General features: G+C 64.5%; 17 protein-coding genes. 2 read left to right on the top strand and 15 right to left on the bottom strand.

The window, feature by feature from the left end; genetic code table 11:
* Window positions 1–205 precede the first annotated feature (205 nt).
* Window positions 206–928: a DUF1275 family protein gene (locus AC1VNX_RS04455; RefSeq protein WP_483155634.1), complete on the top strand. Its 723-nt coding sequence runs from the start codon at window positions 206–208 to the stop codon at window positions 926–928.
* Here AC1VNX_RS04455 and AC1VNX_RS04450 read toward each other — a convergent pair.
* From AC1VNX_RS04450 to AC1VNX_RS04390, 13 genes are all read right to left on the bottom strand, one after another.
* On the bottom strand, window positions 919–1,533 hold the full coding sequence (locus tag AC1VNX_RS04450) for an antibiotic biosynthesis monooxygenase (RefSeq protein ID WP_483155633.1): 615 nt from the start codon (window positions 1,531–1,533) through the stop codon (window positions 919–921). The genes AC1VNX_RS04455 and AC1VNX_RS04450 overlap by 10 nt on opposite strands.
* A gap of 23 nt (window positions 1,534–1,556) precedes the next feature.
* Complete coding sequence (locus tag AC1VNX_RS04445; RefSeq protein ID WP_483155632.1) at window positions 1,557–1,895, bottom strand: GNAT family N-acetyltransferase; 339 nt, start codon at window positions 1,893–1,895, stop codon at window positions 1,557–1,559.
* A 28-nt stretch (window positions 1,896–1,923) separates the two neighbouring features.
* The gene (locus AC1VNX_RS04440) at window positions 1,924–2,568 is read right to left on the bottom strand and encodes an AraC family transcriptional regulator (protein WP_483155631.1); all 645 of its coding nucleotides are present in this window, start codon (window positions 2,566–2,568) and stop codon (window positions 1,924–1,926) included.
* A 118-nt stretch (window positions 2,569–2,686) separates the two neighbouring features.
* Entirely contained in the window at window positions 2,687–3,262 is a 576-nt protein-coding gene (locus tag AC1VNX_RS04435) for a Dps family protein (RefSeq protein ID WP_483155630.1), read from the bottom strand.
* A gap of 155 nt (window positions 3,263–3,417) precedes the next feature.
* Window positions 3,418–3,816: a DoxX family protein gene (locus tag AC1VNX_RS04430; RefSeq protein ID WP_483155629.1), complete on the bottom strand. Its 399-nt coding sequence runs from the start codon at window positions 3,814–3,816 to the stop codon at window positions 3,418–3,420.
* 11 nt (window positions 3,817–3,827) lie between these two features.
* On the bottom strand, window positions 3,828–5,723 hold the full coding sequence (locus AC1VNX_RS04425; protein WP_483155628.1) for an amidohydrolase: 1,896 nt from the start codon (window positions 5,721–5,723) through the stop codon (window positions 3,828–3,830).
* A gap of 104 nt (window positions 5,724–5,827) precedes the next feature.
* The gene (locus AC1VNX_RS04420) at window positions 5,828–6,121 is read right to left on the bottom strand and encodes a DUF1427 family protein (protein ID WP_483155627.1); all 294 of its coding nucleotides are present in this window, start codon (window positions 6,119–6,121) and stop codon (window positions 5,828–5,830) included.
* A gap of 161 nt (window positions 6,122–6,282) precedes the next feature.
* Complete coding sequence (locus tag AC1VNX_RS04415) at window positions 6,283–6,936, bottom strand: hydrolase (RefSeq protein WP_483155626.1); 654 nt, start codon at window positions 6,934–6,936, stop codon at window positions 6,283–6,285.
* 138 nt (window positions 6,937–7,074) lie between these two features.
* Entirely contained in the window at window positions 7,075–7,215 is a 141-nt protein-coding gene (locus tag AC1VNX_RS04410) for a cupin domain-containing protein (protein WP_483155625.1), read from the bottom strand.
* Between the two features lie 40 nt (window positions 7,216–7,255).
* The gene (locus AC1VNX_RS04405; RefSeq protein ID WP_483155624.1) at window positions 7,256–7,417 is read right to left on the bottom strand and encodes a hypothetical protein; all 162 of its coding nucleotides are present in this window, start codon (window positions 7,415–7,417) and stop codon (window positions 7,256–7,258) included.
* Window positions 7,418–8,035: 618 nt separating this feature from the next.
* On the bottom strand, window positions 8,036–8,311 hold the full coding sequence (locus AC1VNX_RS04400) for a hypothetical protein (RefSeq protein ID WP_483155623.1): 276 nt from the start codon (window positions 8,309–8,311) through the stop codon (window positions 8,036–8,038).
* Between the two features lie 1,454 nt (window positions 8,312–9,765).
* Entirely contained in the window at window positions 9,766–10,155 is a 390-nt protein-coding gene (locus AC1VNX_RS04395; RefSeq protein ID WP_483155622.1) for a nuclear transport factor 2 family protein, read from the bottom strand.
* A 28-nt stretch (window positions 10,156–10,183) separates the two neighbouring features.
* The gene (locus AC1VNX_RS04390) at window positions 10,184–10,933 is read right to left on the bottom strand and encodes a glucose 1-dehydrogenase (RefSeq protein ID WP_483155621.1); all 750 of its coding nucleotides are present in this window, start codon (window positions 10,931–10,933) and stop codon (window positions 10,184–10,186) included.
* Between the two features lie 194 nt (window positions 10,934–11,127).
* Between AC1VNX_RS04390 and AC1VNX_RS04385 the strand changes: the two genes are divergently transcribed.
* Window positions 11,128–12,102: a LysR family transcriptional regulator gene (locus tag AC1VNX_RS04385; protein WP_483155620.1), complete on the top strand. Its 975-nt coding sequence runs from the start codon at window positions 11,128–11,130 to the stop codon at window positions 12,100–12,102.
* Window positions 12,103–12,525: 423 nt separating this feature from the next.
* Here AC1VNX_RS04385 and AC1VNX_RS04380 read toward each other — a convergent pair whose 3' ends face one another.
* Both AC1VNX_RS04380 and AC1VNX_RS04375 read right to left on the bottom strand, forming a co-directional pair.
* Window positions 12,526–13,602, bottom strand: a complete 1,077-nt coding sequence (locus tag AC1VNX_RS04380; protein WP_483161874.1) for a zinc-binding metallopeptidase family protein — start codon at window positions 13,600–13,602, stop codon at window positions 12,526–12,528.
* Window positions 13,603–13,827: 225 nt separating this feature from the next.
* Complete coding sequence (locus AC1VNX_RS04375; protein WP_395321698.1) at window positions 13,828–14,175, bottom strand: hypothetical protein; 348 nt, start codon at window positions 14,173–14,175, stop codon at window positions 13,828–13,830.
* Window positions 14,176–14,332: the final 157 nt, after the last annotated feature.

Here is a 14,332-nt window from a genome sequence, read left to right as displayed (position 1 = left end):
ATGTCCCGGATCGAGTCTCGCCGCATGGTGAGCCGCAGGGGCGCGCGTGTCTTGAACAGGAGTCGCCCGTTTTGAACGATGGCGGGCTGCAGGCCCCCATGCTGCGACGCAGCAACACCCGAATGTGCAAGGCCGCGCCCAACCCGACAAGACGGCGCCACGCGCCGGGTGCACCATGGCGCCTCATCCACGCTAGGCAACTGCCATGAAACCCACCCTGCCCCAGCTCATGAGCCTCAACGGCGGCTTCGTCGACACCGCAGGCTTCCTGGCGCTGCACGGCCTGTTCACCGCGCACGTGACGGGCAATTTCGTGACCATCGGCGCGGCACTGGTGCACGGCACCTCGGGCGCGCTCACCAAGCTGCTGGCGCTGCCCGTGTTCTGCGCGGTGGTGATGCTTGCCCGCCTGCTGAGCTACAGCCTTCCCGGCCTGGGCCTGCCGGTGATGCGCACGATGCTGGTGCTCAAGGCCGTGCTGCTGCTGGCGGGCGGCGTGCTGGCCATCCGTTTCGGCCCCTTCGCCGACGGTGACAGCGCGATGGCGATGCTCGCGGGCCTGGTGTTGGTATCGGCCATGGCCATCCAGAACGCCGTGCACCGCATCCACCTGGGCAGTGCGCCCCCCACCACGCTGATGACCGGCACGACCACGCAGGTCATGGTTGACCTGGCCGACCTGATGCGCGGCGGCCAGGCACCTGAAGAGAGGGCCGCCGCGCATGCCCGCGTGCGGCGCATGTCGGCCGCAGTGGCGTGGTTCGCCGCCGGCTGCGCGGCTGCGGCGCTCATCTACGCACGCTGGGACATGTGGTGCTTCGCCGTGCCGCCCGTGCTGGCCGCGCTGGCGGTGGTGCTGCAGGGAGGCACGCACGAAGGCGATGCCGCAGGGCCGCAGTCCCAGGCTCCGCTACCGCGTCACTTGTAGAGCCAGCGCGCCATCAGGCGCGCATACCTCGGCATGATCAGGTACACCATCAGCCCCACGACGGCGGCCGATGCCAGCAGGTGCTCCACGGCATACAAGGACAGCACGGGCACCGGCGCGAGCAACCAGTGCAGCACTGCGGGCACCAACATGGTCAACGGGTAGATCACCGACAGTGTCAGCAGGAACTGCTTGTAGCGTTTGGCCGGCGGCTGCCCCGCGGGCGGGTGGAACCAGAACTCCAGGCCGCTGCGTGTCTCGACCTTTTCTGCCACTTCGAGGAGCGGCTGCGCCTCTTCGATCAACTGGCGGCGCGCGTCCGAGTCGAACCAGTCCTGCGCATGCGCGAGCGAGTCGAAGCGGATGGTGATGGTGTACTGCAGGCTCCCTGCCGCCGGATGGATCACATTGACGCCGCGGTGCCCCGGAAAACGCGACGCGATCGGCACCACCTTCTTGAGCCATCGCTCATAGTCGGCCACCCGCTCGCGTCGAACGGTCTGCTGGATCACGGCAGTGACGGTTTCGGCCCCGGGCGACGCGCGCCCGGCAATCTCGTCCAGCGTGGCCGTGCGCAAGGCGGGTTGTCGGTCGTCGGTGGTCATGTGCTGTGCGCTGTTCGAAGGTTTCAGAGGCCGATCAGCTTACGGCCCTCTTCGCTCAACAGGTCGTGCGTTTCGGGGTGCGCGCGCATGTAGCCATTGAACACCGGGCACTGCGGCACCACGCGCAGTCCGCGCTCGCGTGCCGAGGCCAGGCCGGCGAGCACCAGCTGCTTCGCGATGCCCTGTCCCTGCAGGGCTTCAGGCACCAGCGTGTGAATGAACGTGATGACATTGCCTTCTAGCGAATAGACGGCCACCGCGTGGTGGCCTTGCGACACGTATTCGAAGCGGTGCTTCGCCGGGTTGTCCTGAACCTGGACAGAGGCAAGAAGAGAAGGAGATGACGAAGGAGCAGTGGTCATGGAAAGTTCTCGACAGGGGCGGTTCGATTCAATGCAGGTGCCGCAGGCGCAATGCCGGGCGGGACGCTGCGGCGGTGACTTCGTCATTGTTCCCGAACCGGCGCACCAGGTGGGCGCAGATGGCCAGTGCCAGGTGTTGCTGCACGAGCGAGCCGGCGCGTTGCGGCCGCTCGAACAGGGCCAGCACGGCCGCACCCAGGCTGCACATCACCGGGTCGACCAGGCCGGGGGCGCACGCCAGGCCGCTCACGCGCACCATGCCCGCCGCTCGCGCCACCGCGCGCACCAGTGCGTGCGGCACGTAGAACTGCAACGCGTCCAGCGGGTTGCCCAGGTAGTTCGCGACCTCGTCGCGCAGATCGACGATGCACAGCGCACCCGGCGCATAGCCACGCACCACCGATGGCCGCCCGCGCACCCAGGTTTCGTGGTGGCGCATGCCGACAAGGTGCAGCGTGACAAGGAAGGCGTCCTCGGGCGGGATCTCCCGCTTCAAGCCCAACTGGTCGGGCAGGCAGGTGATGCGCGTGACGACGAAGGGCGCCATGAAGGACTCCTCGCCAGTTGCCGGCGCGTTGAGCGCCGGCAGCATGACGAGCGAGGACGCGGATGGTAACTCGAAGTACCGGCCCAGCAGGTCGCCGTAGGCGCCCTCGCGCGTCACGGAAAGCATCGGCCGATGATGAACGCCGGCGGACCGGCGTTCACGCCCGAACCCCGTTCCTTGCAGGAACGCTCAATGCCGTCAAGCGAAGCAAGAGTGGTCACAGCCGGGAAAAAACGGAGGGCACTCAGCCTTGGCGCGCCGACTCGAACAGGAACCACGTACGGCGCTCGGCCTCGTCGATCCAGTTCTCCAGCACGCTGGCCGTGGCCACGTCGCCGTACTCGTCGCACACCGCGTGCGTGGCGCGCATGAAGCCGGCCAGGCGCTGGTTGTCCTCGCGCAACTCGGCCAGCATGCCGATCGGGGTCACGAAGTCGGCGTCGTTGTCCGAGAGGCGCTGCAGGCGCGCGGCATGGCCGGTGGAGCGCAGCGTGGTGCCGCCCACCTTGCGCACGCGCTCGGCAATGGGATCGACCGTGGCGAAGATCTGGTCGGCCTGCTCGTCCAGCAGCAGGTGGTAGTCGCGGAACGACGGTCCCGACATGTGCCAGTGGAAGTTCTTCGTCTTGAAGTAAAGCGCGAACACGTCGGCCAGCAGCACGTTCAGCGCGGAGGAAATGTCGCGCGTGGCATCGGCGCCCAGGTCGCTCGGCGTGTGCAGCGACGCCACGCGGCGCGCCTTGGTGCTGTCGGCCAGGGCCTTGACGGCTTTGGTGGTGTTTGCGGTCTTTGCAGGCTTGGTGGACTTGGATGTGGCCATGTATCTTCCTTGGAAAGTGCGGGGATTGACAAAATGCCGTCTGTTGTCAGAGGGAAAGAAAGTGATGCACCTCGGGCTTGCCCAGCCCGATGTGGAAGCGCAGCGGCGCGAAGGCGCCGGGCTGCGCCGCCGGCACGGTCGTGCCTTGCGAGGTTTCAGACATGTGCACGCTCCTTCAGGTCGTGCCAGGCGACGAGCAGGAAGCCGCCGACCAGGCCCAGATGCTCGAAGAAGGAGTTTGCCGCCATGAAGCGCTCCTGCCCCACTGGCATCTGCCAGAAGCGCAGCGCCACGAAAGTCGCCATCAGCGTGAAGCCGCCGAGCGCCAGCGCGCCGAGCCAGCGCAGGCGGCCGGTGAGGATGAGCGCCGAGGCGCCCAGCTCCAGCACGATGACAGCCACGGCCAGCGGGCCGGCGGGCGAAAGGCCGAAGTGGTTCATCTCGGCCAGGGCCGCGTCGAAGTCCATCGCCTTGTTCAGGCCGCCCTGCAGGTAGGCGGCGCACAGCAGCAGCAAGGCGATCCAGCGCAGCAGGGGTGCGGTTGTCCAGCGCATCGTCATCCTCCTCACACCGCCCAGCAGGCGCAGCCGAGAGCGCCCCAGAAGCTCTTCAGGTCGCCAACGGGCAGCTTGCTGCTCCAGGCCGTGGCGTGGCTGTGGCCGTGCACGTTGCAGTTGTTGGCGCAGGCGCAGGACATGGCTGCATTGCGCATGACCTTCTGCAGCGGCGCCCCCTCCTTCTTGTCGGCCCAGCCGGCGTAGCCGCCGAAGGTGCGCGCGGGCGACCAGTCGGGCATGGCCGGGGGCACCGAGCCCTCGTCGTGCGCGGCGAAGGCGCCGGCGCCCCAGACCACCTTGCCGCCCACCATGGTCAGCAGCGCGGTCGTGTCTGCAATGTCCGATTCGGGGCAGGCGAAGAAGTCGCGGTCGGGCACCACCAGGTCGGCGAGCTGGCCGGCCTGGATGCGGCCCTTCTTGCCCTCCTCGTTCGAGAACCAGGTGACGTTCTCGGTCCACATGCGCAGCGCCTGCTCGCGGTCGAGCAGGTTGCGCTGCGGCGTGATCTGCAGGCCGCCCACCGTCTTGCCAGTGACCAGCCACGACAGCGACACCCACGGGTTGTACGAGGCCACGCGGGTCGCATCGGTGCCGGCCGAAACCTTCAGGCCGCGCTCCAGCATGCGCTTGACCGGCGGCGTGGCCTCGGCCGCGGCGGCGCCGTAGCGCTCCACGAAATACTCGCCCTGGTAGGCCATGCGGTGCTGCACCGCCACGCCGCCGCCCAGCGCGGCAATGCGGTCCATCGACTTCTCCGAGATGGTCTCGGCATGGTCGAAGAACCAGTTCAGGCCGGCCAGCGGCGTGTCCTTGTCGACCTTCTCGAACACGTCGAGCGAGCGGCTGATGGTCTCGTCGTAAGTGGCGTGCATGCGCCACGGCCAGCGGTTCTGCGCCAGGATGCGCACCACGCCTTCGAGCTCGCCTTCCATCTCGGGCGCCATCTCGGGGCGCGGCTGGCGGAAGTCCTCGAAGTCGGCGGCCGAGAACACCAGCATCTCGCCCGCGCCGTTGTGGCGGAAGTAGTCGTCGCCCTGCTTGTACCTGGAGTTGGCGGTCCAGTTCAGGAAGTCTTCCTTCTCCTGCTTGGGCTTCTGCGTGAACAGGTTGTAGGCCAGGCGGATGGTGAGCTGGCCGTCGTCGGCGAGCTTGCGGATGACTTCGTAGTCGTCGGGGTAGTTCTGGTTGCCGCCGCCCGCGTCGATGGCGCCGGTCACGCCCAGGCGGTTGAGCTCGCGCATGAAGTGGCGCGTGGAATTGAGCTGGTAGTCGAAGGGCAGCTTCGGGCCCTTGGCCAGCGTGGCGTAGAGGATGGCCGCGTTCGGCTTGGCCAGCAGCAGGCCGGTGGGGTTGCCGGCGCTGTCGCGCACGATCTCGCCGCCGGGCGGCGCGGGCGTGTCCTTGGTGTAGCCCACGGCGCGCAGCGCGGCGCCGTTGAGCAGCGCACGGTCGTACAGGTGCAGGATGAAGACCGGCGTGTCCGGCGCCACCGCGTTCAGTTCCTCGATGGTCGGCAGGCGCTTCTCGGCGAACTGGTGCTCGGTGAAGCCGCCCACCACGCGCACCCACTGCGGCGCGGGCGTGACCGCCACCTGGCGCCTGAGCATGCCCATGGCATCGGCCAGGCTGCGCACGCCGTCCCAGCGCAGCTCCATGTTGTAGTTCAGGCCGCCGCGGATGATGTGCAGGTGGTTGTCTATCAGCCCCGGCAGCACGCGCTTGCCCTGCAGGTCGATCACGCGGGTGGCGCCGCCGGCCAGCGGCAGCACGTCTTCGGCGCGGCCCACGCGGGTGAAGCGGCCATCCTTGATGGCCACTGCATCGGCCACCGGGTTGGCGCGGTCCAGCGTGGTGAAGCGGCCGTTGTGCAGGATCAGGTCTGGGGTTTCGGTGTGGGTGGACATGGTGTCGGAGAAGGAAGCGACCGCAAGGCCGGGAGCTGCGAGGGTGGCGCCGAGCGCTCCGAGAGAGCCAAGGAGGCGCCGGCGGCTGGGGTCTGCGGACGGCTTCATGCGTCGCGCCTGCCGGAAGACCGGGCTTCGGCGGTGTTCACCGCCGTCGGCTGCGCGCACTTCGGCAGTTCGCCGAACACGTGCGGCTTGACCTGGTGGTGCAGCCACGAGGTGGCCACCGCATCGGGCTTGATCACGCTCTTGATGAGCGGCGGGATCTGCTCGCCGAGCAGGATCCCGAGAAGCCCCACCAGGGCGATGACCGGCGGCGCCGGCGAGCGCACCTGGAAGAGTGCGTAGATCACGCCGACCAGCAGGCCGAGCGCGAGGGAAACAACGTAGGTCTTCATGGTCAGCTTGTCCTTGACGAAGTTATCGAAAGCGCGACGCGAGGCGCGAAGAAACCGTAGCGAGCGCTCCGAGGTCGCGCCGAGGACCGCAGCCGTACCCAGGTACGGCGAGGACCGCAGGTGCGAGATCGGGGCGCGCAGTAGGTTTATTCGTGCCTCGATCAGCCTTCGTGGGCGCCGAACATGGTCTTGGCGTAGGTCACGCCCAGGCCGTAGGCGCCGCCCACCTTCTTCGCGATGCCGGTCGTCAGCTCGTAGGTCTCGCCACGGGCCCAGTCGCGCTGCAGCTCCAGCAGGTATTGCAGCGAGGTCATCGGCTGCGCGCCGGCCTGCACCATGCGCTCCATCGCGCGGTTGTGCGCCTCGGTCGACACGTCGCCGCAGGCGTCGGCGATCACGTACACCTCGAAGCCCTGGTCGAGTGCCGAGAGCGCCGGGCCAACGATGCACACGCTGGTCCACAGGCCCGACAGCACGATGCGCGGCTTGCCGATCTGGTTCACGCGCTCGATCACGGCGGCGTCTTCCCAGGTGTTCATCGAGGTGCGGTCCAGCATCTTCTGGCCCGGGAAGGCGTCGGTGATCTCGCTGAACATCGGGCCCGAAAAACTCTTCTCGGCCACAGTCGTGAGGATGGTCGACACGCCGAAGCCGGCCGCCGCCTGCGCCACCAGCGCGGCGTTGTTGCGCAGGTTCACGGCGTCGATCGAATGCGTGGCGAAGGCCATCTGCGACTGGAAGTCGATCATCACCAGCGTGTGATCGGTGGGGGTCAGCAGCTTGGAACCGGCGGTGGGGGTGGCTTTGATGGACATGAAATGACTCCGTGAAGAAGCAGATGGGAGAGAGAGGGGAAGAAAGCAGGGGTCGACGCTTGGGCCGCATCCTCGTTGCAGCGAGGGCGCGTGTCTTGTTGATTAATGAGGTCGTTTGGACATTTGCCGTCGCGGTGCTCAGAGCGCGGGCAGCTCGTTCGGGACCTCGGCGCCTTCGCCGGGGGCCAGTGCGAGCTGGCGCTCGTCGCGCACCCGCGCACCGTCGCATTCGTGCACGCACTGGCCGTTGAGCTCTACGCTGGCGCGGGCCCCATGCACATAGGCATAGCGATCGGCACCGAGCGCGAGCGTGGCCCGCTCAGCACCGTCGGTGCACCGCGAGCGAACCGTCCTTGCCTTCCGGTGAAATGATCAGGCGCAGGCGCCCGCGCTTTTCTTCCGACGCGAAATACACCTGCCGGTGGCGTCGCGTCGCGTCGCCAAGGTCAAGAACGATGCCGTTGACAGAGTGGTAATCCATGTCGTCGCGAATGGAGGCGCGTCTGACGATGCGCTTTATGACGAGGCGTAACGACGCCGAGCTTCCGACGCACCAAGGAACCCGGCGGCTCGAAGTGCCTTGTCAAAAGCCTCGAAGGCGCGTTCGCGGCAGAAAGCCGGAACCGCCAAGCGACATGAAGGGTCTCGATGCCACCACCACTGCCAGGTAATCCATCGATTGCATTCAGGGGCGCTTCAGCCGGGCAATCGCTGCCATGAGTTGCTTGTCCGTCGTGATCTCCCCGAGCTCTCCCCTCTCGTGCGGATCGGCACTCATCAGGATGTCGGGCACGACTCCTCGGCCTTGCCACGACATCCCGCTGGGCGAAGACATGGTCCCCGTTGTGAGTTGCCGCCGTGCGCGGTTCGCGCGACGATCCGCCAAATCGGTACTCCGAATATCGCTGTTGCGATCAGAAGGACGAGTCCATGCTCGATCGAAAAGCCAGCCATCTGCATTCGCCCCCTCGCTACTGGACAGCCTCGCGCCCAAGGCATCGGCACGACTGGATACGGCTGAGTTGGCCGAAAGTGTAGAACCCGAGCAATGCTGCAGGATGGCGTGCGAAGTGGGCGGTGCCGACGGATGCAATCGAGCTCAGAGACCGTTGGCTTCACCGCCGGACAGGCCGAAGGTGTCAGGCTGCGGGAATTTCTTTCCGGGCCTGGGAATCGCACGCTTGTGAATGGCCGCGAAGCTCATGCAGCATGCCGCCCCGACCACAGGAATCAGCCACACCAGAACCAGCTGGAGCCCTCGTTGCAGTGATGAATAAAAATCGCTGCGCAACACAATCACCGTTGCGATCAGGTTGCCAGCGAGCACCGCAGTGGCGATGCAAGCAAGCAAAAAGTACAAGTGTTCGGACAACATGGTTCTCTCCCAAGCTTCTGCGGAAAGAATGTAGCGACGGGCGCATGCCGGCGTCAATCGGTTGGCACAGTCCGACACAAGCTCGGACGACGAGCCGCGCCGAAGCCGGGAAACATCTGCACGGAAGATTTCGTGTTCGCGGTGTGCTCCAGCGTGCTGAACCTGTAGATCGCTCGTTCACCCGCCTGGGCATGGGTACCGTCGTACTTCGCGATGTAGGCGAAGTCGGTCTTGTCGAAGCGGCTGTAAACGACGTCGATAAATGCGAATGCCCCCCGGATCTACTGCAAGTAAATGCGAATGATCCGTCGGTCACCCAGCGGACTCGACAAACGACAGTGATCATCCACAACGGCTGATGAAGCGCAATGCGCCTATGTTCGCTGGCGCACCGTCTCATATCAGGAATGCGCCTGGCCTGAGGGCGCCTTCAAAGGATTCTCCATGAACCGTTCACTCCTGACTTTGGCGATGCTCGGCGCATTGAGCTTGGCCGCGTGCGATAGACCCGCAGCCGTGGTCGCCGTTCCAGCGGCACCCGTGGCTGCGCCCGGACCCGCAGGCCCTCCCCCGGTGTAGCGGGTGCTCAAGGCGTCGATGGAAAAAAAGACACTGGCAAGCGCAGCGACAGCACTACTGTGATCATCACACCAGCTCCGGAGACCCAGCCAGCGAAGTAAACCGCGAAGGACTTTGCGGATTTCCGACAAATACTGAATAGCGAAGGCACGCCACCAGTGATGCGCCTTCGCCCCCGATCAAGCCAATGGCACGAAGCGCCACTCACGAACTCAAAGGCGTGATGAATACTGACGCAGCTTCGCTGCGATTGTGCGGTACCGACTTCGAGCCAAGGAAGAGCGGAAAGTCTACCCTTCAGGCTATATACGATTCGCTCTCGAAGCCGGCGCCTCTAAAGGCAACGGGTGAGGTCATTTTTCAAATCGAATTCCGCGTTCGCGCTTAACGGCCAGAAGCGGAAATTCACCTGCGCCCTCCAGTTCTGTACTAGCGACCATCAAGATGCAGTTCTTGTTCGAAATCGAAGACGTGTTTGAAATTGGTGGCACGAGGCTGCGTCCTCGTGCCGGGCATCCCGCATGTATTCGGCCGGCATGTGAAGGCTGGGGAGCACCTTCTCATCGTGACTCCGCATGGCGAGCGCGTTCGGACGAACATCGCCGGCTTCGAGATGATTAACTGAGGGCGGCCTATGGCTCATGCGCCGTTTTCCTTGCCCCCTGTAGTAGCGAAGCCCAGTCTTCCCATCGGCTCGAAGGTATACCTTCCAAACTCCTCCGGCGCCTGACGGCCAACAGCGGACCGTCCCGGCCGCCCGCCAATTCCCGTCAATGCCGACCATCGACGCCTTGCGTCTCCCGTTCAATAGCGGAACGGAATTCCGAGTTCAGAATGAAGATGCCCTCTCAGGGGCGCTCTTTGCTTTTGAAAACTCAATCCTTTTTGAACGCGCGAGCCGCCTCAGCGGTATCAAGGGCCTCCCGCAACAGCTTGATTCGACCGTCCTCTGCGATCAGAACTCCCGCGTAGACTTGCCGGTAGATCTTGCCGGTATCCGGAACCAGTGCCTCGACCCTGTACTCCGCAAACACTCGATCGGGCGTCTGGATCCAGAACGCAGGCTCTTGAAAAGCGAAGTCTGGAACTTTCTTCAGTAACCCTGTCAGCAAATTGGCAATAGCGGCCGGCCCCTGGGCTCGTGCATTGATGGTTGGAAGTTCCAGGATGCCATCTTCCGCAAAGAGTGCACCGGCTGCCTTGGGATTCGAGACGCCGTTCAGATAGGCGTTGAGCAGATCGGTTGCGGTGGTCAGTTTGGTCATTTGCAATTTCCTTGGGTGCGTGGGCAGCTCAGACTTGGGCCATGCCGCCGTCGACGAAGAGCTCGATGCCGTTGACGAAGCTGGCGGCGTCGGACGCGAGGAAGGCCACGGCCTTGCCGATCTCGCCGGGCTCGCCCAGCCGGCCCAGCGGTACCTGCGATGCCAGGTGGTCGAAGAGCCCCTGGCGCGCCTCCTCGGGCACGAGGTCGCCCAGGCCGGGCGTGCGGATCGGGCCAGGGCTCACGGCGTTCACGCGGATGCCGCGGTCCTTGAGGTCCAGGGCCCAGGAGCGCGCGAAGTTGCGCACCGCCGCCTTGCTCGCGCTGTAGACGCTGAAGCTGGCCGTGCCCTGGATGGAGGTGGTGGAAGAGGTGAGGATCACCGAGGCGCCGTTGCTCAGCAGGGGCAGCGCCTTCTGCACCGTGAAGAGCACGCCGCGCACGTTGGTGCCGAAGATGCGGTCGAAGTGCTCTTCGGTGATGGCGCCCAGCGGCATCATGTCGCCGCCGCCGGCGTTGGCGAACAGGATGTCCAGCCGGCCGGCCGTCTTCGCGATTTGAGCGTAGACGGCATCGAGGTCCGACAGCACCGATGCGTCGGCGCGCAGCGCCGTGGCGGAAGAGCCGATCTGTGCGACCGCCGCATCCAGCTCGTGCTGGCGACGGCCGGTGATGAAGACGCGCGCGCCCTGCGCCGCGAGTTCCTTCGCGGCACCGAGGCCGATGCCGCTGCTGCCGCCGGTGACCAGGGCGATCTTGCCTTCGAGTTGCTTGTTCATGGTGTGCTCCGTTTCGTGAATGGATGAGGATGGATCGATGCCTTGCAACGGTCTGCTGCACTTCTGCAGCGGCGCCTCGTTTGGGGGCATGGAGGAAATGTAGGCTTCGCTTATTGAATGAAAAAGCGAACTCAATGGAATGACTATCCATGTGTATGGATAATCGATGGCTTGTTTTGCAGCAAGGAATGCCCATGGACCAACTGCTGGCGATGCGCGCCTTCGCCCGCGTGGTGGAAGCCGGCGGATTCACCCGCGCGGCCGATTCGCTCGACATGCCCATTGCCACAGTGAGCAAGCTGGTGCGTGAACTGGAGGCCCATCTCGGGGTGTTGCTGCTGCAGCGCACGACCCGGCGCGTGACGGTGACGCCGGAAGGCCAGGACTACCACGCCAAGTGCACGCGCATCCTGCGCGACCTCGAGGACATCGATGCCTCGTTCAACCTTGCGCGAGGCAAACTTCGAGGCGATTTGCGCATCGATGTCGGCGGCTCCACCGCGCGCGACGTGCTCATTCCGCTGCTGCCGGATTTCGTGGCGCGCTACCCCGACATCCGCATCGACCTGGGCGTGTCCGACCGTCCGGTGGACCTGATCGGCGACAACGTCGACTGCGTGATTCGCGGCGGTCCGCTGGACAGTTCATCGCTCGTAGCCCGGCACCTGGGCAACGCGTCGCTCATGACCTGCGCCACGCGGACCTATCTCAAGCAGTTCGGCACGCCGGCCTACCCCGACGAGCTGAAAAACGGCCACCGGCTGGTGAGCTACGTGTCCAGCCAGACGGGCCGGGCCATGCCGTTTCGATTTGAGCGCGACGGCGAGAAGATCGAGATCAAGGTGGAGCATCGCATGGGGGTCAACGAAAGCAACGCACATCTGGCCGCGTGTGTGGCAGGCCTGGGGATCGTGCAGACATTCGCCTATGCAGCCGACGCGTCGATGCGCGACGGCTCGTTGGTGGAGATCCTGAAGCCCTGGCGACCGGCGCCCTATCCCTTCCACGTCGTCTATCCGCAGACCCGGCATGTCACCCATCGACTGCGGGTTTTCATCGATTGGGTGGTCGAGGTCTTCCCTGGGCGACTCAATGAAGGCAAGTCTCCCACGAAGACAGCATCTTCCTACGCGAGGCCGCGTGCACGGCATGCAGGGCGAACTGGCTAGTCCCTTGGGCGCTCCTCTTTGAGAGACCCAAGCAGGCGCCGTTCTCAGTTCTGCCGTCGGTCAGCACATGCGCGGGGTGGTTGCCATGGTCGTGCGACGCTGTGCCGATTCTCAGGCGGCGCCCTCGCAGGGCGCGGAGAGCAGCTGAAACTCCCAGTCCAGCGCGACGCCCCGTTCCCCCGAATGCTCGGCCAGCATGGGCGACAAGGTTGCGAGGTACTGGGTCCTAGCCCAATCCCGTTGCAACTCGGAAACCATCGCCAGCCAAGTCATGGGGTCGGCCCCCGCGCGGATCATCCTGAAGACTGCCATTTCGTGCGCTTCGCGGCTTCCGCTTGCCGTCCGGGCCTTCATCGATCACCTGCTATCGGCCTTGACTTCACGCATATCGCAGGAGATCAGCAAAGTGATATCTGCAGCTACTCAATCTGGCGGCAGGAAATTCGTCGGTACACGGCCCGCGCTTCCGGCGCGCACCACGCGATGGATGAAGTCAAGCTTCTCGATCACCGGCGGGACAATGATGAATGGGTAGCTGTCGTGCGCGCCGAGGCTTCGGTCCATCGCGTTGATGAATTGTGAGACCGGCAGCCATTGCAGGACGATGAGCTCGCGGATCGATTCGGCATTCAGGTCAAGTGGACGCACCTTCAAGGCCGGGCCGGACGGCGAGGGCAATTCAAGGTGTGTGCCCCATGAGGCGGCTGTTTCCAGGCCATCCACCAGGTGCAGGTAATGGGCCCAGGTCTCCGCCCAGTCTTCCCACGGATGCGAACTCGCGTATGCGCTGATGAAGTTTTGAGGCCAATCGAGGGCCGGCCATGCATAGTGGGTGTTCAATGCCGAGTCATAGTCCGCGCGCTCGTCTCCGAAGAGCGATCGGTACTCCGTGACCCATGGCGTGTCGCGCACCAGCCGATCCCAGTAGTAGTGGCCAATCTCGTGGCGAAAGTGACCCAGCAGCGTGCGGCTGGGCTCGTGCATCGAAAGGCGGATGTGCTCGCGGCAGGCATCGTCCGCCTCGGCAATGTTGAGCGTGATGACGCCTTCGTCATGTCCGGTGAGCACCTGCTGCTGCGGGTTCATCTGCTCGAGAAACTCGAACGACAAGCCATTGACGGGGTCTTCGTGCTTGTTGGGTGTCGGCAGCCCGAGTTCGATGAGCGTGTAGAAGAGCCGGCGCTTGGCCTGTTCGAGTGCCGCCCAGTAGCCATGGTTTTCCGACTTGGTCAGCGCAGGAATCGTCTGGGTTGTTCGGCACGACAAACAAAGGCCATGGTCGGTGAGAGAGAGCGCCATCCAGTTGCATCCATTCGCCTTGCGATTGGCGCAAGGCCTGTATGCGGGACCTTCCGAGCCCAGGCGGTGCCATGAATCCTCATCCGAAATCTCGAAAGCAAGCATGCGCTGCGCATCCGGAGCGTAGCCAAGGAACGAGCTGCAAACTTCGCAGCGGAGGTTTTCGAAGAACACGCGATTGCCGCACTCCGAGCAGATCATCTGCTTCACGTGGGCACCCAGGTATCGGCATCGAGCGTGCTTTTCAACGACGCTTCCTGATGCGCGTCGGCTTCCATTTTTCGATTCACAGTGGGGTTCCGTTCCGAGGTTGCCGAGGACGCGGTCGTCCCGGCTGTGCGGCCTGCTTGCGCGGTGATTCATCCCCTGAAAGGATCTTCCTCGACCAGAAGTGGGTGATTTCGATCTTCGGTGCTTGCGTGCGAATCATTCTGCGCTCCCAACCTTGATGACGTCAGAGAAATTGGATCGCGTTGATGTGGGATGCGGTGCCATCCGGTCTGCTGCGGTTGGGCGCTGCAGGTTGGACAAGGTGCAGAAATCCGTTCGGCTCTTTCCATCAGCACCCATGGTGCCAGTGCCGTTGCGTTGGTGTCCTCGCAGGTCCATCATGCATGAAGTCAAGCTTTCGCGAATGGATCGGCGATGGAACAAATACAAAATCTCATACAGGTCGAAACCGGACCGCGCCATGTCATTCAGGGCACATACCAAGGGATCCGCATAGAAGTTGTCGCTGGCTACAGCATCGATACGGACGAGTGGCTGTTTCATGTGCGTATTCACGACAACCAGGGGCGTGCTGATCGCTTGACGGATTGCCCGACCACCCATCGGGCCCATGGGCTGCAAGACGCCTTTGATCTGGGCCTGGAGCTCGCCGTGTCACACCTCAAAAACCGCTGAGCTCCTGGAGCTCGCGAAGGCACGT

The organism is Variovorax sp. TLI9-5A (assembly GCF_056867935.1).
Note: the sequence above shows the minus strand (reverse complement) of the source record. Positions and strands in the feature narration are given on the sequence as shown.

Coding starts and splice junctions, on each gene's coding strand:
- AC1VNX_RS04455 (WP_483155634.1), top strand. CDS start 206: ATGAAACCCACCCTGCCCCAGCTCATGAGCCTCAACGGCGGCTTCGTC.
- AC1VNX_RS04450 (WP_483155633.1), bottom strand. CDS start 1,533: ATGACCACCGACGACCGACAACCCGCCTTGCGCACGGCCACGCTGGAC.
- AC1VNX_RS04445 (WP_483155632.1), bottom strand. CDS start 1,895: ATGACCACTGCTCCTTCGTCATCTCCTTCTCTTCTTGCCTCTGTCCAG.
- AC1VNX_RS04440 (WP_483155631.1), bottom strand. CDS start 2,568: ATGCTTTCCGTGACGCGCGAGGGCGCCTACGGCGACCTGCTGGGCCGG.
- AC1VNX_RS04435 (WP_483155630.1), bottom strand. CDS start 3,262: ATGGCCACATCCAAGTCCACCAAGCCTGCAAAGACCGCAAACACCACC.
- AC1VNX_RS04430 (WP_483155629.1), bottom strand. CDS start 3,816: ATGCGCTGGACAACCGCACCCCTGCTGCGCTGGATCGCCTTGCTGCTG.
- AC1VNX_RS04425 (WP_483155628.1), bottom strand. CDS start 5,723: ATGTCCACCCACACCGAAACCCCAGACCTGATCCTGCACAACGGCCGC.
- AC1VNX_RS04420 (WP_483155627.1), bottom strand. CDS start 6,121: ATGAAGACCTACGTTGTTTCCCTCGCGCTCGGCCTGCTGGTCGGCGTG.
- AC1VNX_RS04415 (WP_483155626.1), bottom strand. CDS start 6,936: ATGTCCATCAAAGCCACCCCCACCGCCGGTTCCAAGCTGCTGACCCCC.
- AC1VNX_RS04405 (WP_483155624.1), bottom strand. CDS start 7,417: ATGGATTACCACTCTGTCAACGGCATCGTTCTTGACCTTGGCGACGCG.
- AC1VNX_RS04400 (WP_483155623.1), bottom strand. CDS start 8,311: ATGTTGTCCGAACACTTGTACTTTTTGCTTGCTTGCATCGCCACTGCG.
- AC1VNX_RS04395 (WP_483155622.1), bottom strand. CDS start 10,155: ATGACCAAACTGACCACCGCAACCGATCTGCTCAACGCCTATCTGAAC.
- AC1VNX_RS04390 (WP_483155621.1), bottom strand. CDS start 10,933: ATGAACAAGCAACTCGAAGGCAAGATCGCCCTGGTCACCGGCGGCAGC.
- AC1VNX_RS04385 (WP_483155620.1), top strand. CDS start 11,128: ATGGACCAACTGCTGGCGATGCGCGCCTTCGCCCGCGTGGTGGAAGCC.
- AC1VNX_RS04380 (WP_483161874.1), bottom strand. CDS start 13,602: ATGATCTGCTCGGAGTGCGGCAATCGCGTGTTCTTCGAAAACCTCCGC.
- AC1VNX_RS04375 (WP_395321698.1), bottom strand. CDS start 14,175: ATGAAACAGCCACTCGTCCGTATCGATGCTGTAGCCAGCGACAACTTC.